Source organism: Chryseobacterium arachidis, assembly GCF_900129245.1.
GTDB lineage: Bacteria > Bacteroidota > Bacteroidia > Flavobacteriales > Weeksellaceae > Chryseobacterium > Chryseobacterium arachidis.
Genome location: NZ_FQUT01000003.1, coordinates 425,880 through 446,051, shown reverse-complemented (window position 1 = coordinate 446,051; position 20,172 = coordinate 425,880). Strand labels below are relative to the sequence as shown.

The following is a 20,172-nucleotide window of genomic DNA, read 5'->3' as shown; positions in this document are numbered from 1 at the left end:
TGAATGAAGTTTTCAAATAATCATTACTTTGTATTATGGATCAAAAAAAACTTTATGGACGTTGGAATTTTTGGGAAGAATTTGTAGGCTATCCAATGATGATATATTTATGGATTAGAAGGCCAAAAATTCACGAACGTTTGCGAAGTAGAATTGAAAAAGCGCAACAAAAATCCTCTAAAATTATTCTCGATGAAAAGTTGAGAAATGAATTTTTGATTAGATATGAAAAGTTAGACAATTTCTTCAGTTTTCATTTCAAAGATATTGATGAATCAAGAAATCACAATTTTGAAGAAAAAATCCAATACTGTTTGGATCAATATAAAAAAGAATCAAACAGCCTGTTAAGTTCAAGTAACCTGATGAAATTGCAGGGCAATTTTTTAAACGGTGCCGAAACTACACTTTTTCTATATTTCGCCTTAAAACATAAAATAAATAGAGAAATTAGTTTATCTGATATTATGATTGGTGATAACAGTTCAAAAATTTTCCTCGCTTTTTTAAAAGACAAAAAATTCATCGATGAAAATCATAACCTGCTGGTAGATCAGAAATCTTCATTCATAAGAATACATCGATTCTTGAAGGACAATCATATCATCAACCCCGATTTTCAGGATACCACAATTATTGAGGCTATGGAAAATGAATATAATACTACTTTTGACAAAGGAACATTTTCAAGAGCAATTACTGTAAAACCAAATGAGTTTGAAGAAAATATCTACAAAGAATTATCGAAGTTACTTAATATAGAGTATTGACTGTATAGCTGTTAGAGTTAAATTAATTTTTAAATAAATAGCAGAAATTTTAAACCCGATATAAAAAATTGAATCCGTAACAATGAATCAAGTTGATTTTAATTTAGCAATGCAAAGTGTGATTAAAGATCATTTAAATGCTCCAACAGAAGAATTAATTATGAACGTAACTGCCTCTCGTTGGGAATATCACAACTGGGCAATTTCTGGATTTGAAAAAATTTTAGAAGGAAGAAAATTGTCTTTTGATATATATACTGAGAAATTCTTCAAAGAAAAAATTGTTGAGAAATTCTCTAGATCATATCCTGGCTGGGCAGATGATATTCGAAAAATGATGAATGAATTAATAGAAAACGGGTGGAATCTATCAATCCCTTTAACTGCTAAAAATTATCACGGAAGTTTTGAATGTTACATTGATACTAATGACATAATTTTACAGAAAATAATTGAATCGAATTGTGATTTGATAAATTTAAAATGCTCAAGATGTGGATTATCTGGTGACGAATATATTTCTGACGGAGTATGTGAAAAATGCAGATGAGAAATAAATAAAAATCCAGTATACAATATCCCTTCGTTTTAATTACAGAGACATTACTTCACGATATCAATTCTACAAAGGTTGGAAAATTTTTTTTGATCTTCAAATTACCGAGGAGCAATATGCCTACTCCAATAATTTATATATAACTAAATTTCAATTATCAAACTTTACGCAATTGAGTAGAATTGTATCATTAGTTATTCCAATCATACAATTTTGTCTGCAAATAAATATCAAAGATTATGCAGACAACAAATCCATTCCAAACCATTCTCGACGAACTAGGGGAAGTAAAAGACTTACTCTATTCTCTCAAAAAAGAACCTGAAATTGAGTTAAAAAAGAAACTATACTCTATCAAAGAGTGTTCAGAAATTCTTAAACTTGATTACCAGACCGTACGCTCACACATTTTAAAAGGTAACATCAAAGCGGAACAAATAGGAAGATTCTACAGGGTCAAACATTTTGATCTGATGGATGCTTTAAGCGAAGTCAAATCGCTTAAGTACAGAAGATAGATAAGACTTTATTTATCAAGCATTCTAATTCACCTTTCTGTACTTCTGTACAGAATCAAACCTTAAAAATATGACCGAAAAAATCCCATATCTCAGAGTAGGCACAACCTATTATAAAATTATCGAGAAACCATTGATCTCCGGAGACAAAATCTCAATTTTAGTGCGTTGGAACCGCGAAACTATCATTACTGACCACGGAAAAATCTACGTTTCAAAAGTTTCAAAGTATGATGGCTTCTGCTGTATTCCTTCTCATCTGGACTATAAGCAGATCATCGACGGATTCTACAATATGTACAATGAGATTCCCTATAAACCAATCAGTGAAAATATAAGCGCTGAAGCTTTAGAAAACAAAATTCCATTCTCACTAAAATTTATGGAACATATTTTCGGAGAGCAATTAGAGCTAGGTTTAGATTACATAAAGATATTGCTTGAACATCCAACACAGATACTTCCGATTCTCTGTTTGGTAAGTAAAGAAAGATCTACTGGAAAATCTACTTTTATTAAATGGCTGAAATCCATTTTTGGATTAAATATGACCTACATCAAAGGAGATTCATTCAGCAGTCAATTTAATTCAGATTGGACTTCGATGCTGATAGTGGCTATCGACGAAGTATTCTTTGACAAAAAAGAGATCACGGAACGCTTAAAATATCTTTCTACGACCGACAAAGATAAAAAGGAGGCAAAGGGAAAAGACCGCGAAGAAGTCGAATTCTTTGGCAAATTTATTCTCTGTTCAAATAATGAAGATAATTTTATTCAGATCGATGAAAATGAGATCAGATTTTGGATCATCAAAGTAAAATCGATCAAAAGCGAAAACACCGAATTTCTAAAAAATCTCAACAAAGAGATCCCGTATTTTCTTCGATACTTAATTCAAAGACCATTCCACAGTCGTAAGGAGACAAGGATGTGGTTCACAGAATCACAGATCAGAACAAAAGCTCTTCAGAAACTGGTTTGGAAAAATAATAACAAACTTGAATCGAAAATCATCGAGCTTTTATATGAGTTTTTTGAAAGTACAGAAGACAGCAAGCTCCATTGTATTCCTCAGGATATTTTCAATATGCTTGGTAAGATGTTCAGCAAGCAATATTGGACAGTTAATGATGTCCGGAAAATACTGAAAGAAAACTGGAAACTTGAACCTCAAAGTAATTCTTTGTCCTATATCAAATACGACCTCGATTATGGTTTAAGCTTTTTTCAACAGAACAAAACAGGACGATATTTTACAATAGAAAGGAATTTTATTCTTAAAAAATTTGATGAAATGATGAATTAATTGATAATAAAAATAAAATCAATTTGTTACGTGTCATCAAAATCCTCATCAAATTTTTAAACCCTGATTTTTGATGAGAGGATGATGAGAAGAATATTTCCACTTTGATGAGGTGATGAGAATTTGATGAGATTTTAAGGTGTTGTTATTCAGTTTTTTTATATGACTTTCTCATCAATTCATCAAAAATTAGTCAAAACTAAACTTGTCCGCCTGAACTGACAGGACACCTACTATTTACTGCTAAGAAACTTTAAAAATTACAAAAATGAACTGCAAACAATTCAACAGCATATCGTTGGAAGAAGTCCTCCTTTCTCTCGGACACCTTCCAACGAAACAAAATGAAAAAGAAGCTTGGTATCTCAACCCCTTTGCCAGCGAATCCCAAGCCTCTTTCAAATGGGATAAGAGAATTAATGCCTGGTATCTTCACTCAGAAGGTGTCGGCGGTAACAATACCGACTTTATGAAAAAATTTTTGAACGCTTCTGTTAATGAAGTTCTGAACTGGGCGCAAAAACAAAATTTTTCTTCTTTTCATCAGCAACCACAGATCAAAAAGTATGAACCAAATTACAGAATAGATGAAATAATGGATCTCCAAAATCCAAACCTGAAACAATATTTGTACGGACGAGGATTGACCTCAAAAATATACAACTACATAAAGGAAATACGATTTACAGTCGGAGAAAAGAAACTCTACGCAATTGGCTTTGAAAATTTATCCAGAGGCTTTGAGCTTCGTAATTCATTTTACAAAGGTTCATTGTTGAAAAAGGATATTTCAATAATTAATCTCAATAGTGGTTTACAGGACATATCAAATGTTGAAGTTAAAAATATCAAAGGTGTAGCAGTTTTTGAAGGCTTTATGGATGCCTTGTCTTTTATCGAAATGCAGAAATCTTTCGTAGGAGATATTCTCGTAATGAATTCCATTGCTCTTTTAAACAAATCCATAGAACATTTGAAAAACTATTCTAATATCAATCTTTTTCTGGATAACGATAATGCAGGAATTAAAAGTAAGTCTGTGATCATAAAACATTTTCCGGAAGCAAAAGATCATTCAGCAATATATTTCGATCACAAAGATCTCAACGAATTTTTGATACATCGAACAAAAAATGATGTCGCTCTTAAGGCAGGAAAGCAATCTGAAAAATTTCCTGAAGCAGATAAACAACAAATAAGAAATCAGGAGCCGGAAGTCAAAAATTTAAATGGTTTTAAAATGAAACGTTGATAAAGCTTGCTGTATGTTTTTACCAACTACCCGCAGAAGTTAGGAGCGCATTCGCAACTTTGAAGGTCGTTCCTCCCAACAAAGTTTCAAATACGCTCTGCGAGGCTTTCACTTGAGTAAGATAACATAAGATTGTCGGGAAACAACCTGTACAAAAATACGCAGGGCTATTAACAAAGGTGCGTAAAAAATGCACAGGTAAAATTAATTGCTGTATAATTTTTACACAACAGTTTTGATTGGCAACATATAGCACAAACTTTAAAGATGAAAACTAATGAAGACTTCAATTAATTTCAAAGCAGTTAAATTGGATTCTGAAACTCATAATTTCAGAAAAAAAACTTTTGATTATATCCGTAAAGATTTGACGCCAAAGAATGAATATTGGATGGAGCAGAAAATAGCTCAACGAATCCAAAATATCGAAGCATATTGCAAAGAAAAGTCCGGAAGGAAATTGCAGAAGAATGCAATGCCGGTTCGGGAAGCTGTTGTTGTTATCAAAGAAAACACAACGATGTTGGAACTTCAAAACTTAGCCAAGAGACTGGAAGAAGAATTGAAAATTCGTGTTTTTCAGATCGCCATTCATAAAGACGAAGGTCATACTGATAAAGATACGAAAGAATGGAAACCGAATTATCACGCTCATTTAGTAGCTGACTGGCAAGATTTGGATACCGGTAAAACACTCAAACACCAATCCTTCCATTATTCAAAGATGCAGGATCTCACAGCTGAATGCCTGAATATGGAACGAGGGATTTCTGGATCTAGAGGAAGATTGGATGCTATTGAGTTTAAGATTCAACAGAAAGAAGAAGATCTCAAAGTTTTGGAAGAAAGGTTTGACATAATGAAATCTGAGATAAGTTCAGAAAAATCCCAACAACTGATTGTAAAGGAAAATGATTTTCTAGGTTTTAAAAGGCTCAATACTGATAAAACAGTTGCGAATTATGAAAAAGCATTCCGAAGTTACAGAAGTATTATTGAAAGAAATAAAACAGAATTGGAATGTAAGTCCAAGCAAATTATAGAACTCAGAACAAAAGTTGAGAGCTTAAATAAAGAAGTTCAATCATTCAAAAATAAATATTCTGTGCTATTGACTGAGCCAAATGTTTTTGCTTCAGAAAGGAAAAAATATTTAGATTCTGTCACCAATATTCTTGAAAGAGATATCAAATTTGAAAGATATAGATATCCTAATATTGATAGGACAGAAAATCAAATACTAATATCAGAAATGGGGAAGATTGCACAAAAGGTATGTCAGGAAAATAATATTCCTTTTACTGCTGTCAATGAAATCTTTACAGATTCTGATAGAGGTGTAAGGCTATTCTCACTATTGAAGTTTGGAAGTAATAATAGCTATCAGGATATCGTTCCAGAAGAAAATCAAAAAAAGAGAAAGAGAAAAAAAAATCGTTGATAGTTTTATCTACAAATTTATGTCTAACAATTAGTTAAGCTAAAAATTTTTATTCAAATGTTTCTTAATGGCGTGGTTTAAAATATTTTTTCTTTTTCTAACCTGCTTCAAGAATGAGTTACTTTTATTTCTATTAAAAATTCGATCACATCTTTTCAAATAGGAAATATAATTTGACTGTTTTTTAATTGGCATTTTTACAGGTTCCAAATCGTATTCACCCAATTCGTTTTTAACAAACCGATATCTCATTCTGAATTTTTGCTTTAATTCTTTAGAGTCGCTATCAATGTTTTTTAGTGGAGCATTATATAACTTCTTTATTTGATGTTTATAAATCGCTTTTTTGCTTTCAGGAGTTATATTTTTGGACGCCCTTTTAGCTCTCCTCTTAACTATATATATAAGTCTTCTATAATATTTTGAAAGGTTTGTTGATTTTATACTTGTACTAAATCCTCTGTATTCAAATCCTAAATAAATAAGAGGTTTTGCAATTCTTCTTTGATTATTTTCAATTTTAACTGATGTAAGTCTTTTGTCAAAATTCTTATTATAAACTAGATTTTCAAACAAAAACTCCTCAGTTTTATGAGAGCTTATCTTCAAGCCATATTTTAGAATCTCAGTTAATACAAACTGTTTTATGTTATCAACATCGTCGGAAGAACAAATTATTAATAAATCATCAGAATATCTTCTATAATATCCTCTATATTTTCGAACAATCTCTTTAATAATATTCCTATCAAAATCTAGTAGATAAATATTGGCTAGTACAGCGCTCAATGGAAGACCTTGAGGTATGCCGATTTTAACAACTTTCCCATTATCAAGCTTCTTAGTAAATGGATTTTTATAAACTTTAAGATTACCGTTCTTTATTTCTTCCCTCAATTCTTTTACATCTTTAAAAAAACATTTGTATCCCTTTGCTTTTCTTATCAAATGAAGTTTTTTCTCATCAAATCCGGATCTCCTAGATCCAGGATAATATTCTTTTCGAAGGTTATCCCTTAGTATGTAACTGAAATTTGTACAAGCTCTAAATATCTTATAATGGTCGTCCGGAAGATTTTGCTCTTTGATTATTTCACACCATTTACTATATAGTATTTTGTGATCTAATCCAGAAAAAAAATTTTCAATATCAAATGTTAATGCAGCTACATTTTTTTGATGTGAACGACTTTCAATTTCATCAAATGCTTCCTTGGCAAAATGAATTGTACTTTTGCCCTTATTTTGATTTTCTAAATTAATTTTCCGATAAGCGATTATACTTTTATCAAGTTCAGGATCTTCTTTTATTACGTCTAAATATTTTGAATTTAAAATATTTCCATAATAACTATAAATGAGGGAATCAAAATGGCTAGCATAATGAATAGGCCGTGATTTAATCGTTTGTTTGCTTTTCCCTTTTCTTATCTTAAAACAATGTGTTCGACCTGATTTATTGGTGTTTAAATGTTTGCTATTATCATATTTTTTATATTTTCTCTCGCTAATAGAATCGTGCATCAAAGGAAAAAAGGCATATTTTTCAATATACTTTTTATTAGTAATTTTCTGTTCATAGACTCTCCAATCTTTTTCTACAGATAACGAGGGGGTAATATGGATATATCCTTTACTTTTTAGCCAGTCGGGCTTATTTTTGATCATAAAAAAACTTACTTCTGAAATTTACAATAGAGGATATGGCATTTACATACATAAATTTTCGGATAAGTACCCAATCCTGAGTCATTGTTTATTTTTCCTAAATACTTGTTTAACCTTTATAGTAAAATAACATCTAAATCAATAGATATGACAGAAATTAATCTGAAATCACTACCTTTATGGTTTGAAACAATTCTTCTATCGGCAGAACTGACAGGCTTGTTGCCTTGCCCCCTAACAGGGTTGATGCTGCTGATTAGTAAATTACAGTCCTGTACCGTCTTCTTACGGTAAGTAAAATTTTAATGATTAATTAAAATTCTTCTATCCTAGCTAGTTGTAAAAATCCTCCTTCGGAAGTAAGCATTACAAATATAATTATATATTTGTAATAAAATTAATAACTTGGAACAAAAATCAGCAAAATTAAATCAGCCCCTTTATCAATTGGGGGACTTAGTTACATATATAACAAACCCTTTTCTTAATTCTATTTCTGAATTGATTGTTAAAGCTAAATCTGAATATACGCCCCCAATCCTTGTCGTTTTCGAAATTAGTAATGCAAAGAATTTTAATGAACAAACTGGCAAAAAAGATGTTCAATATAACTGTATTTTTTTCAACACAAAAACGTGCTTATTTGAAAGAAAATGGTTTAAAGAGATTGAACTAAGACTTATTGAAGAAAACAGGCATAACGATTCTGAGGCTGATACAAAAGGTCTAACTGACGTTCAAAAATATATTAATAAGAAATATATTCTAACATCGGTAGATTTCGAACTTAAAAAATTAAAATCCAATTACGAAAAAACCGAGAATATTAAAACAAAAATCACGGCAAATCTAGATTTTGTACCACCTATTTTAACAGTCTTAGAAGTTTTGCCAAATGAAAACAAAAAGGTTTTTGACACTGTTACTGGCACAAAATTACGCTCACAAATCCTGTTGAAATGTAAGTGGTATAATTCTGCTAAGCAAGTGTTTTCAGAAGAGATTTTACCATTGAATGTACTAAAGAGTGTTGAAGAATATGATATTTCAAACAGCGAGTTTTCTTTTGATAAAGAAAATTTATATCTGTTTCCCGAAAGTACTATAAAAGACAAAGTTTATGAAGTACAAGATGTTGTTGAGCTATTATATATTTCTTTTAATACGTATTATTACGAGTTTGTGTATAGGAATGTTTTCACTCAAAAAATCAACAATTTGATATTAACAAAGGATAATATTTCAGCGATAAAAGAAGTACAGAACGAAGATGTGTTTTCAGGTGAACTTATTGGTATAAATCAACAAAGAGTTTTTAAACAGTTGATGCCATCTACATTTAAAAAGAATAATTTTTATAAGATTGTCTATAAAGACAAAATGAACAAAATAACTGATAGAATAATTTACGTTATTGATGTTATTGCTTTTAATAAATCTTTTACAAAAGTAACATTGACGACGGCTCAAAAATCTAAATCAGAAACCCTTAGTGATTTACACTGTTATATAGAAGCTTATTGTCTCTTAAGAAATGGTGAAAAACGTCATTTTGTTTTAAATCACGAAAATATTTTGTCAGTTAAAAAGTTTTTGATGTAGATGTCTAATAAATTTAAAGCATCTTGTTTTTTTGCTGATGGATTCTTCAGTTGCATATTATAATAAGAGCCCACGCCGTTGTATATACAGTAAGTATTTAGTGAGTGTTTCAAGACCTCACCCTGCGGGTGTACAAGCACCCTCTTATTTTTTCCTATCCAATGATTAATTCAATACCTGCTTTTTCAGCTTTGTATCTTATTTTGGTCTGCAACTCATAATAATTCCAGTTGCGAAGAACAAATTCATTTTCTTTTGCAATTCCTATCTTGTCTTCCTGATTTTTAAGGATAAGTGTGCCTGCCTTTTGCTGGATGCAGAAATCGATAAGCTTACGGCTGTACAAATGAAGACGATTGCTTACGTATCCGCTTTCCAAATTCTCTGTTTTATACAATGCCTTTTGTTTGCGTTTAGCTCCTTTTCCAGAACGGGCGTAGGCAATACTTTCTTGAGTCCTTTTTTGACTTGCCTGAATTGAAAGCCTGCGATACAAAAACTCTTCTTTTGAACCAATATTGATTCGCACATTGTTAGCTTTTGCCACTATGGGATGTTCCAGAGATAGTGAAGCTTCCGCAATAATTTCAGGTTTTAAAAAATGTTCTTCCTTTTCAAATTCAAAAACTGCAAGCCAGAATATTTTCCTGTCTTTCAGTTGGATTTGTGAGGTGCATAGCTTGATCTCTTTTTTTAGCAGGCGTTCCATAATCACTCGCTTATCGGTGTAGTCTTTTCCTAAGTATGTTTTGACAGGTATCGCAAACATATTGAAGCAAAAAGCTTTAATTTCTTCATCGTATCTCATTTTGCTGATGCACTTAACAGGAAGTGGGAGTGGAATGTCTTTTTTATAATTTCTCAATGATTTTGTTCCCTGCCAATAATCGGTTTTATTTTTTGAGAACGTTGATTGAATAGTATTGTTCAGGCTTCCCAAAATGTCTGTAGGGATTTCTCCTTTGAAACGGTCAAATACCATTCGTGCCGTAGTGCCAGTTTTCGAACGGTTAAACATTCCCATCTCATCTTTTTTTTCATCAGCTAACTTATACTGTATTTCTTCCGTAAGGTAAAAAAAATCCTTAATCATTTCCTGAACATACAAATGGGAAGCGATTAAGTTTGCCGCTCGGAAACAACGGTTTTGATAACGATAAAGTTTTTCCCACATTTCATTTTTTTGATCAGATGGAACATCGACCAACAACTGAATTTTTCGGGTAAGTGTCATCGTAGATTTTTCCATATCAAACAGGTATTTCAGAGTTGTTTCGATTCTGTAAATATTGATAGGCACAAAGAAACTCTTGATGCACTTCTTTTTCAGAAAGTTTGAGTTCTCTTGCAATTACAGCAAATGAAGATTTCTGTTCAAATCTTCTGTTTAAAATTTCAATTTGTTGACTGCTGAGTTCATCTTGATGAGCCTCATTTCTCTGCGATTTAATAGGTGGCTTGTCATTACCTTTTTCCTTTAGGATGTTTCTTAAATCATCTATTGCCCTACTTACCTCATTGCTGATATCTTTGACACTGCTTCCCATTGCTTCTGAAATAGGTTTGTATCTAAAGCCATACTGAAGGCATAGCTCAATCAGATGCTTTCTTTTGGGATTTATTACCTTTAAGACCTTATTGACTTCATCAAAATTTTTTTGATCGGATTCCTGCTGAAGTAGCTGTTCTTTGTCTTGTAGAGGATCATATCCGATAAGATAATCCTGATAATTTTCAAAACTTTCAAGTGAAGCTGTTAAGCGTGCGAATTTATTTTTTGGAGTATTGAAATAAGTTATGCAGTCTCTTTTCAGAACAAACCGTAAAAAGCCAAGAATATGATTTGGAGTTTCGATGGAATCACGGTGTAACCAGAGTTTAAGAAATGTATCCTGCACAAGTGTTTCCACGACAAAATCATCGTCAAGCATTTGTTTACCAATCCAGAAAAGGAGTCTTTTGTACCGGAAATGAATATATTCTAATGATTCAGGATTGCCTTTTTTCAGCAGTTCATATAGCTGATGCTCGTTAAGCATTCGGGGTAAGGAGTTTGTTCTTTTCATAAGCAGTGTATTTGAGCTGATTATCGCTTGAAGAACTGCTTCGATTAATAACATGAATTCGCTATAGCATTGAAAATTACTCACTCACTATATTTTCACCAAAAGAAAGGCGTGGAACTCATCTTACCGACCGGTGGTACTGGCATACCAAGCAACGATAAGTGAGCCCACGCCGAAGTCGTGGGCACATTTACTTATCCTCTCGTTGCTTTTTGAAAAGTGCCAGTTTTCCAGTCGAGAATCTAAGCAATAGCTTCTATATTTCTTTGAACTATCGCAAAATTACTTTTATAAATAATTTATTCCAAATATAATAAAAATAATTTAATTACGGTCGAACGACCGTAATATTTCAATGTCAAAATATTTCTTTTGTTATATGATTGACATAAACGAGAAAATCTGTTCGTATATAACTAAAAATTGGTTGATTCCTTGGCTTAAAGAAAATAAGTCACAGAACTCGTTTGCTAAAAGTCACGATATAGAAGAAAGTACCGTAAGAAAAATAAAGAGTGATAATACATATAGAATTCCTGTTGAAACACTGTATAGAATTTGCAAAGCAAGAAAAATTACCCTTGAACAATTTTTTAATCTCATAAATGAATAAAATAAGGCTGTCTCAAAAGGCAGTCTCTTTTTTTTGTGTTCGTTAGAAAATCAACTTTCATATGCAATCGTCTTAAGAGCGGATTAAAAAAAATCAAAAAAGCTGGCTGTTTCAGGCTGCTTTTTTGATTTTTTTCATGTTATGGGCAATAGCGAGTATGCCTATATCTACTTCGACTTTGTTTTTTCCCAGAAGCATGAAGCGTTTAAAATTTTTGTTGTGTTTCAGCTCTGCAAAAACAAGTTCCACATATTGACACTTCAGCCAAGGCTTACCTTTTTCATAAAAAAAAGCTGCCTCACTTTTGAGACAGCCCCGTTTTTGTTTTGTTAAAAATGAAAATTTTTTGGAATATAAATAATTTGGGACACTATAAAACCTATTTAGTAATACGATAATTAGCTCTTTTAAGTGTCCAAGAGTTTATTAGGAAAACAAATTACAGACTTTCGGTACTGCAAGGCCATTAGCGGATAAAAAAGCAAAAATAGCCATCGTTTTCTAATGGCTTTTCAGCTTTTTATTATTTTATTTGTAATGCTTTTAATTACTCAATATTTCCCCAAAATGCCCAACTGGTTCCGTTATAAAAACAAACCAGTTTTGCAACCGGGTCATAGCACATCATTCCTGCGCTTGGTGATTTTACGTTTGTTGCGGGGTCGATCACTTTCGGTAATATCATTGCCTTATCTTGAGATTCCAGAATCAAAACTCCTTTTTCTGCAGGAGAATCGGAAGCGCCGATAATTATTCCTTTAGATTGGCTATTTTCCCCCCCTGCAAGCAGTGTTCTTGAAGAACCCGCCTCTCCCGTAAGCTCTATCCATTCAGTACCGTTATAATATTTTACTTTTGAAGTCGCACCGTCAAAAACAAATGTTCCTTCAGCTACAGTTGTCATATTTGTATTGTTGCTTACTTGCGGAAGAATAATTCCTTTTGTAGTTCCGGAAGGAAAATCTACGAGACCGCTTCCGTCGACAGATGTTTTTTCAAATCCAACTTGGGCACTTGCAAAAGCCGATATGAAAAGAGATATAGCGAGTATTTTTATATTTAAGTTCATAATTAATTGCATGTTTGGTTAATACAGCTCCATTTTGTTCCATCATAGATTTTCAGGCAGACATCGTCTGTGTCGAAAACCATCATTCCGTCAACAGGATTGGTAATTGAAATTTCCGGATCCGATACTCTTGTGATTACTAATCCTTTATCATTAGATTCCAAGGCGATAAATCCGTTGTTAACATCTGCAGGGAAATTAATCGTGCTTTTGGAAGCTCTTGTTGAAATTCCGACTTTCGTAATTTCCGGAGTTCCTACAACCCCTGGTTTGTAACATGGGCAGGCATAAGATTTAACGACATTGGAATAAATAACACAACCTCCCGGTGGAGTTACCACTACATTGTATTCCGCTGCAGAATTATCAGTTATTGGGATAGAATAGTTACTGGTATTTGCTCCGGAAATGGCAACACCATCCTTATACCATTGGTAAGTACCTAAGCCGGGAGTTACGGATAATGACAAGGTTGAGCTTCCTGTTGTCCCCGTACAAGGTCTTGTAGTAGGGCTATTGGCTACATTAATGGTAACAATCGGTGCGGTTCCAAAACCTGAATAATATCCCCCAAACCCTGCGACTCCACTGGCTCCGATAAGTTCAGCCTGTATGGTTCCTGCTGAGCTTACCCTGATGTTCTTTACAGTTGCGGTTCCACCGGTAGCATTTGCAATATCATATCTATAGCTTCTCCAGTTGGGATTTCCCGGTACGGCTGTGCCATTGGCCACTAACGGGGCTTGAGATGTCCCGCTCACTGTTACCACCGGTATATTTGCTGTTCCTGTTGCTGCTAATACTGCAAGTTCTGTATTGTCGTATACGGTGGTCCCAATCTGTTTTGCATCTGGTATCATGTTTACTGCTGTCTGTCCGAAACATGTGAGAGGTGGTATAAACATAAAGCTGTTGGTTGCAAGGTTGCTGCTCCCAAAGATCTTATGGAAAACATAAACTGCTTTATTGGTTTTAATATACATATTTTTATTGGTAAAAAAAGTGGCGGGTACAATTACATAGTCCCCCGCATTGGCTAATGTATAACTTGGATTAACATTGGCATTCATAGTTATCGTTGTATTAGCTTGCGTGGCAATTACGATTACTCTTTCGTAGGTTCCTCCGTTCCCCTGCATTACTACATATTCGTTTCCAAGCTGTTCTACGGGTACTAGCTGATCGACGGCCATGTCACGGGAGTTTGAAACAGTTCCTGTTTCTATACTTCCTTGTTGCATTAATCCTCCTGTCGTAACGGCAATATCTTTAGTGGATGTTATTTTTGCTCCCAGCCAGCCTCTATCTTGTAAACTGAATGTATTCACTTTTACTTTAGCATAAAGAACAAAGGATTGTCCCTTTTGAAGCGTTCTTGTAATAGACGTTCCTGTGATCGGGGTCGCATTGGCTCCATTGATAAATTCTGTTCCGGCGTCAATATTATTAATAGTAACTACAGTATTGTCTTCTGTTGCCATTATAGAAGCCATATTTCCAATTTCAGGAACAATTGTGGTAAATTCAGTAGGTGTTCCGCCCCAGAAAAAATTTTTCCCTAATGCCACACGTCCTTTAGTGAGAACAGATCCTGCCTGAGAAGGGTCTGAACCCCTGTAATTGACAAAAAAGTCTGCTGCTGACTGAAATATCATCCCACCGACGTTGGCTGGAATAATAGTTCCTGCCGCAGTTGTAGGCCGTGTCATTGGTGAGGTTCCGGGTGTTAAAACAACATTTGAAGCATTTATAACTGCGATTCTTACAGGAGTTGTGTTACTGAATGTTATTACGCCATTGGTTACAATTGCTGTAGTACCAGCATTAATACTGTAGACGGAAAGTCTAGGTATTGTTGCTCCATCAGCCATTCGTACAGTTACATTGATATTATTTGTAGATGGGGTTGATAAATAAATGTACTCTTCCGTAATAGTTGCCGCTCCGGTACCGTAGGCTCCAAAAATTAGGGGTTGTAGATAATGTATATTATCAAGCTGTGAGTAAAATAATTGTGTGAAAAAGAGCACAATTAAAAAGTTAATTTTTTTCATTCTATGAATATGTAAGTTATGGTAATCAATTTTATTTTAATATCATCTACGTCCTTTAACCAATTATTAGTAAGTAATCCGACGTACATTAGGTTTTTGTCGCTCAGTATTGTAGCTGCAATACTTTTTTAATTATGAAAGGGCAGTTTTCGAGTAAGGCAAAAGCAATATACAAAAGAGGTTTTTTGCATATTGCGTTTTCATGTTTATTGTGTCATTAGAATCTGTATTACTCTGTTCCAGTTGTGCACCATATATATTAATAATATAAAAAATGCATGAACGTTGTTGAGTTCAACTTACTGAAATAGTTAATAAAAAATAAAGTAAAATTTTAAATTTCGTCAACTAGCTGCATTATTAATAAGTTGCAATAAATCTTTATATTAAATGTCATTTAAGGACTTCTTGAGAGTTTCGGTCTGACCTTTTTTAAAGTAATAAAATGGCAGCTTTGCAATGTTAAATATTTCATAGAGAAGGGAATTTATTCGATTGCACAACATAATCTAAGTTAGTTATCAAGTAAAAATAATAAAAATATTATTAAATCATAATAAAAATGTAATTATAAGTATTCTTAACTTGCATTTTCAACGGCTTACAAAAAATCTCCTATAATTTAATTCCTTAATTGCCAAAATCTGTTTCTTATATGCGGATATAAGTCAATCGAACTGAGAGTGAATTTGTATTTACTGCATTACTTCTTTATTTGTCTAAAGAAAGCGGAAGTATACATTCTAGAGGAAATGAGGAGGATTAAGCCAGAAAAACAATAATATTTTCTAAATCAGGATATATATAAACCCGGAAGGAAATTAGCACCTACAGTAGTACTCAAAAAATAAAAAACCTGTAAATCAATGATTTACAGGTTTTTTAGTGGAGTTGGAGGGATTCGAACCCTCGTCCAAACAAGCAATACATAAGCTTTCTACATGCTTATTCTACTATTGGTTTTCGACTGGAAGCAGAGAGCAGACACCCAACTTCCAGCTTATCTTCTGAGGTTTTCGATCTCGTCGCGAAGTGAAACGAGACTTATTTCCGCATTCCTATATCCCAGGATCAAATGCCGCAGAACAGAGCATTTGTGGAATATCTTGCTCCCTTACTAAAGTCTTCAGGGAAACGCTTGATCTACTATACTTCGATATTAAGCTGCAAGAGCGAACTCTTCGTTGCCAGTTAAAATTTTGTAGCAAGGGATTATAGAGATCGCGCTACGGTTCTCTGCATGCTTACTTATCCACTGACCTTGCTGTCGAAACCAGTCAACCCCGTGAATAAAGTGAATGCAAAGATACTACTTTTGTTTAAATTCTATTAATATTACCTGTAGCTTTTTTGATATTAAATTTTATCAGGAGCTTAATCCCGCTTTCCGTTGCAATTCCTCATTGCGCGGCTCCACTTCGTTCCGCCGCTCCATTGCGGGATTTTCACTGCAATCGGGGCTAAGGAAGCAGTCGGTTAATCAAATATGGACAAATATTCACAACATCTTCCAAACTTACAAATTCAGGAGATAGAATTTTCGTTAATTGAAGAAAAATTTAGAGCCGTTTTAAATTTTATTTAATAAATTTTTATAGCTCTTTTTTTTGTTAAAATTAAGAAATTCAGTTAATTAAGGTATTTTAGGTTAAGGAATCAATAATTGATTTTTATTAAGTTTTTTAGGCTAAATATTCTTAATTCCTTAATGTTAGAAGTAAATTATAAATTTAAATAAACCCTTAAAAAGTTTTAAGAAACCTAGTTGCAATTTGTAATTCATCCATACAACAATAAAGTGCCGAATTTCTCCGACACTTATCTGCACTAATCTTAGCCTCTCTCAATTTTACTAATCCCTGTTCTTCAAGAGAATCCATCCGGAAAGATGTATGGGCTTTTTATTTACTCTGTCTTCCCATTGTAATTTGTACCAATAAGTTCCTGTAGGGAGAGGGTTTCTCAAGTATTTTCCGTCCCAAATCGGAGTGTTTGTAGTAGGTTTGAATATCTCTTTTCCGTACCTGTCGAAAATACCGCCTTCAAAATTCCCGTATTTGCTGATTTCACTAAAATCAATGACGTCATTGATGCCGTCACTATTCGGTGTAATTACGTTAGCCATAAAGAAGGTGTAGTATTCTGCAGTTGTATAACAGGTTGCGCCTCTGTTTCTTACTTTTATTGAATATTTTGTATTTCGAAGAACGTTGAAAACATTGTAGACTTGCCAGGTCACCCCTCCGTCAATAGAATATTCCAAAGGAACATTCCCCTGGTTCTGAACGACAATGGTTAAAAGATTATCGTTGTAAATAATTTCTTTTATCTGAGGAGTAATAGTATAAGCCACTGTTGCAGTAAAGATCTTCGAACAGACTCCATTGTTTATGGTTACCGAATAGGTTCCTGGTGTATCTACATCAATGGTTTGTGTGGTTGCTCCGTTGCTCCATGAGTACGTGTAGTTGGGTCCGCTTCCGGCATTTAATGTGCCCTTATCGCCTTTGCAGATTTCAATATTTTGCAAGGTTGATATAATTTCCGAAACTACTGTAATGGTAATTGTTGCCGGAGTTGTTGCTGGACAGCCATTTGTGCCAATGCCTGTTACAGTATATGTTGTGGTTGAGGTGGGCGATACGGTCTGTGTGTTTCCGCTTCCTGTTAATCCCGTCCAAGTATAAGTGGATGCTCCTGTTGCTGTAAGCGTAATAGATTCTCCTTTACAGATTGATAATTTGGGAGCCGAAATACTAATGATGGGTGGCGTGATATTTTTAATAACGATTACTGAGCTTTGTGCTATACATCCGTTCGGAGTTGCGCTGGTGATCGTTAAAGTATACGTTCCTGAGTTATTGACAATCGGAGTTAATGTATTGGCTCCTGAAACAATATTTCCACCGCCGGTTGCAGTCCATAAAAATGTTGCCCCCGGCTGATAAATTGAAGCTGTAGCGTTCAGGGTTATTTGTGAAGTGGTACAGTTAATTTGTAATGGAGCTGCAATATTTACTGTAATGGGTGGATCCAGAGTTACTGTTACGGATTTTGTGTATTGGCAGTTTGCCGGAGTGGTCATTGTTACCGTGTAAGTTCCTGAAGCGGTAGCATTAATGGCAGCTGTTGTGGCTCCTGTTGACCAAGTGTAAGTATTTCCAGTTCCGTTGGAGGTGGCTGTTAATAAAGTGGAAGCTCCGCAGGCAGTTAAATTACCTGATATTTGAAGGTTAGGGTTACTTTCTGCTGTAATTGTAGCTGATACTGCTGCGCTTGTACAGGTTCCATTGGAATTAGTTAGAGAATAAGTTCCTGCGGAATTTACAGTGATTGATTGGGTGGTTGCACCGTTCGACCATGTGTTTCCGCTTGTGGCGCTTGATGTCAAAACTACGGTTCCTCCAAAACAAATGGTTGAGGATGAGCTTGTAATCGTTGGTGATGCCAGAAGAGTAACATTTAATTGTAATGAAACCACCTTTGCACAGGTTGCAGATTTTACTCTTACATAAATTGTTGTGTTTCCTGTGTTATAAGTTGTGGGAGTCGCAATGGTACTGGTATTTCCGGCAAGAGCATCTGCCTGGTTGACGTAGTAATCAAAGGTAACCCCTGAAGTTGTACTGATGTTTGGTTGAGCAGTTGTTAAATCAAAAGTGGCATTAGCGGTATTGGAGCAATTCGTTAATGATGCATTTTGAGCTGTCGGAATGTCACCCTGTATCACAGTTGCATATTGGGTGTATTGGCAATTCGCAGGAGTTTTCACGGTGACGGTATAAATTCCCGGAGTTGTAACAGTGATTGTGGCTGTGGTAGCTCCTGTAGACCATAAATAGGTATTTCCTGTTCCTGTAGAGGTTGCTGTTAGAATAGTGGAAGGAGAATCACATAATATAAGATTTCCTGAAATTTGAGGATTCGGATTTGTATCTTGGGTTATCGTCACAGAAGTCTGAGGGCTGGTACATATTCCGTTGGTGCTTGTTAAAGTATAAGTTCCGGGAGTTGTTACGGTAATGGATTGTGTTGTTGCACCTGTTGACCATGTATTTCCGGTTGCGTTACTTGAGGTTAATGTAATATTTCCATTCGGGCACAGTTTTGTGGACGAAGCATTGATGGTAGCGGTTAAGCTTTTATCTTTAAAAACAATTGCATTCGTCTGTTTACAGGAATTAATAGAATTATTCGGATTGTTCGGATCTTGATAGCTTATATTATAATAATAAGTGCTGCCTGTGTTTACTGCGATTGGTGCAGTGATAGGATTGCTTCCTGTGGCTGCGTTATTGGCACTGCTATAATAGGATACAGAGAAATTTGGGTTTCCGTTTAAAATCCCGGGCGATAAGGTGTTGAAATCAAAGGTAGATGAATTCGAGCAAATATTTATTTCCCTTGGAGAATTTGCAGATGGTCCCGGATTTCCCGGTGCAATAAACGGGTTAGGCGCAAGTGTGGAATTGGTAAAAGGTGATACAAAAGTGGCCGTTCCTCCCCAGGTCAGATTAAAGGTATATACTGTTGAAGACCAGTTGTCGATATATAAATAATAAGTCTCACCTGCCACAACATCCATATATTTACAGTAAGGATCTGTATTTCCTGCTCCGGATGAGGTATTGGTGTTGGTCATATTCATTCCGGTATTTACAAAGTAGCCAGATGCATTACATCGTACAGGAGTTCCTCTGTTGGCGCAGGTTACATTAGGTCCATAGATCGCCCAGTCATAATCTACAGGTCCCGTGGGAGCAAGATCGAAAGTAAGGGTTCCGCTTGTGGCAATAGTAAATTTATACCATACCGAATGGTTTTCATAAGAAAGGCAGCCTCCGAGGGTTTCGTTGGTGCTTCCGATTCCAACCGGAGTATAGTTAATATTGGAGTTTCCGCAAACTGTAATGGCAGAAGCACAGTCTTCCTGGGCAAAAGTGGAGATATAAAGAATCAGGAAAACGGGAAAAAGTAATTTTTTTAGCATAAGGGTAGGGGAGATTGCTTTAAAGATAATTAGGGTTAATCTTACTTTATCATGCAATATGATGATTGGTAATAACAGGAGTATTTATAGTTAGCTGTTTTTAACATTTTGAAATAAAATGCAAATCTAATTAAATTAATAATATAAGAGTAGATATTTTATTGTCTATTATTTTATAAATGTTTAAAAATTATTGTGAATAAACTCTTAAAAAGCATTTTTATTAAAGGTTCTTTTAATGGTAAGTAAGTTTTAAAGTAAGTA

The 20,172-nt window shown here is 34.3% G+C and carries 15 protein-coding genes and 1 other RNA gene; 8 read left to right on the top strand and 8 right to left on the bottom strand.

All coding sequences use genetic code 11. The features are described 5' to 3' along the window. The first annotated feature begins 35 nt into the window (after positions 1–35). The 6 genes from BUA89_RS08260 (at position 36) to BUA89_RS08235 (ending at position 5,846) form a co-directional block, all read left to right on the top strand. Positions 36–770: a hypothetical protein gene (locus tag BUA89_RS08260; RefSeq protein WP_072955563.1), complete on the top strand. Its 735-nt coding sequence runs from the start codon at positions 36–38 to the stop codon at positions 768–770. A gap of 82 nt (positions 771–852) precedes the next feature. Further along, positions 853–1,320, top strand: a complete 468-nt coding sequence (locus BUA89_RS08255) for a hypothetical protein (protein WP_072955560.1) — start codon at positions 853–855, stop codon at positions 1,318–1,320. A gap of 245 nt (positions 1,321–1,565) precedes the next feature. Continuing rightward, entirely contained in the window at positions 1,566–1,844 is a 279-nt protein-coding gene (locus BUA89_RS08250) for a helix-turn-helix domain-containing protein (protein ID WP_072955557.1), read from the top strand. A 70-nt stretch (positions 1,845–1,914) separates the two neighbouring features. Beyond that, positions 1,915–3,153 carry a primase-helicase family protein gene (locus tag BUA89_RS08245; RefSeq protein ID WP_072955554.1) on the top strand — a complete coding sequence of 413 codons (1,239 nt, stop codon included), beginning with the start codon at positions 1,915–1,917 and terminating at the stop codon, positions 3,151–3,153. A 268-nt stretch (positions 3,154–3,421) separates the two neighbouring features. Continuing rightward, the gene (locus BUA89_RS08240) at positions 3,422–4,405 is read left to right on the top strand and encodes a toprim domain-containing protein (RefSeq protein WP_072955551.1); all 984 of its coding nucleotides are present in this window, start codon (positions 3,422–3,424) and stop codon (positions 4,403–4,405) included. A 277-nt stretch (positions 4,406–4,682) separates the two neighbouring features. Beyond that, positions 4,683–5,846 (top strand): hypothetical protein, encoded by a 1,164-nt coding sequence (locus tag BUA89_RS08235; RefSeq protein ID WP_072955547.1) that lies wholly within the window; start codon positions 4,683–4,685, stop codon positions 5,844–5,846. A gap of 39 nt (positions 5,847–5,885) precedes the next feature. Here BUA89_RS08235 and BUA89_RS08230 read toward each other — a convergent pair whose 3' ends face one another. After that, positions 5,886–7,514: a reverse transcriptase domain-containing protein gene (locus tag BUA89_RS08230; protein WP_072955544.1), complete on the bottom strand. Its 1,629-nt coding sequence runs from the start codon at positions 7,512–7,514 to the stop codon at positions 5,886–5,888. A 405-nt stretch (positions 7,515–7,919) separates the two neighbouring features. Here BUA89_RS08230 and BUA89_RS08225 point away from each other — a divergent pair, with 405 nt between their 5' ends. Continuing rightward, positions 7,920–9,116 carry a hypothetical protein gene (locus tag BUA89_RS08225; RefSeq protein WP_072955541.1) on the top strand — a complete coding sequence of 399 codons (1,197 nt, stop codon included), beginning with the start codon at positions 7,920–7,922 and terminating at the stop codon, positions 9,114–9,116. A gap of 154 nt (positions 9,117–9,270) precedes the next feature. On the opposite strand, the gene BUA89_RS08220 is transcribed toward BUA89_RS08225, so the two are convergent. Continuing rightward, positions 9,271–10,365: a transposase gene (locus tag BUA89_RS08220; protein WP_072955538.1), complete on the bottom strand. Its 1,095-nt coding sequence runs from the start codon at positions 10,363–10,365 to the stop codon at positions 9,271–9,273. 1 nt (position 10,366) lies between these two features. Beyond that, positions 10,367–11,182 (bottom strand): RNA polymerase sigma factor, encoded by an 816-nt coding sequence (locus BUA89_RS08215; protein WP_083531641.1) that lies wholly within the window; start codon positions 11,180–11,182, stop codon positions 10,367–10,369. A gap of 355 nt (positions 11,183–11,537) precedes the next feature. Between BUA89_RS08215 and BUA89_RS08210 the strand changes: the two genes are divergently transcribed. Then, the gene (locus BUA89_RS08210) at positions 11,538–11,795 is read left to right on the top strand and encodes a helix-turn-helix domain-containing protein (protein WP_317043385.1); all 258 of its coding nucleotides are present in this window, start codon (positions 11,538–11,540) and stop codon (positions 11,793–11,795) included. A gap of 111 nt (positions 11,796–11,906) precedes the next feature. Here the strand turns inward: BUA89_RS08210 and BUA89_RS23105 are convergent, their stop codons facing one another. From BUA89_RS23105 to BUA89_RS08185, 5 genes are all read right to left on the bottom strand, one after another. Beyond that, a complete protein-coding gene (locus BUA89_RS23105) occupies positions 11,907–12,059 on the bottom strand; it encodes a transposase (RefSeq protein WP_378128080.1) in 153 nt (50 codons plus the stop codon). 283 nt (positions 12,060–12,342) lie between these two features. After that, a complete protein-coding gene (locus BUA89_RS08200) occupies positions 12,343–12,864 on the bottom strand; it encodes a hypothetical protein (RefSeq protein WP_143152290.1) in 522 nt (173 codons plus the stop codon). Between the two features lie 2 nt (positions 12,865–12,866). Then, complete coding sequence (locus tag BUA89_RS08195) at positions 12,867–14,918, bottom strand: IgGFc-binding protein (RefSeq protein WP_072955528.1); 2,052 nt, start codon at positions 14,916–14,918, stop codon at positions 12,867–12,869. An 883-nt stretch (positions 14,919–15,801) separates the two neighbouring features. Then, positions 15,802–16,203, bottom strand: a transfer-messenger RNA (tmRNA) gene (gene ssrA / locus BUA89_RS08190). 567 nt (positions 16,204–16,770) lie between these two features. Then, the gene (locus BUA89_RS08185; protein ID WP_072955525.1) at positions 16,771–19,908 is read right to left on the bottom strand and encodes a T9SS type B sorting domain-containing protein; all 3,138 of its coding nucleotides are present in this window, start codon (positions 19,906–19,908) and stop codon (positions 16,771–16,773) included. Between the last annotated feature and the right edge of the window lie 264 nt (positions 19,909–20,172).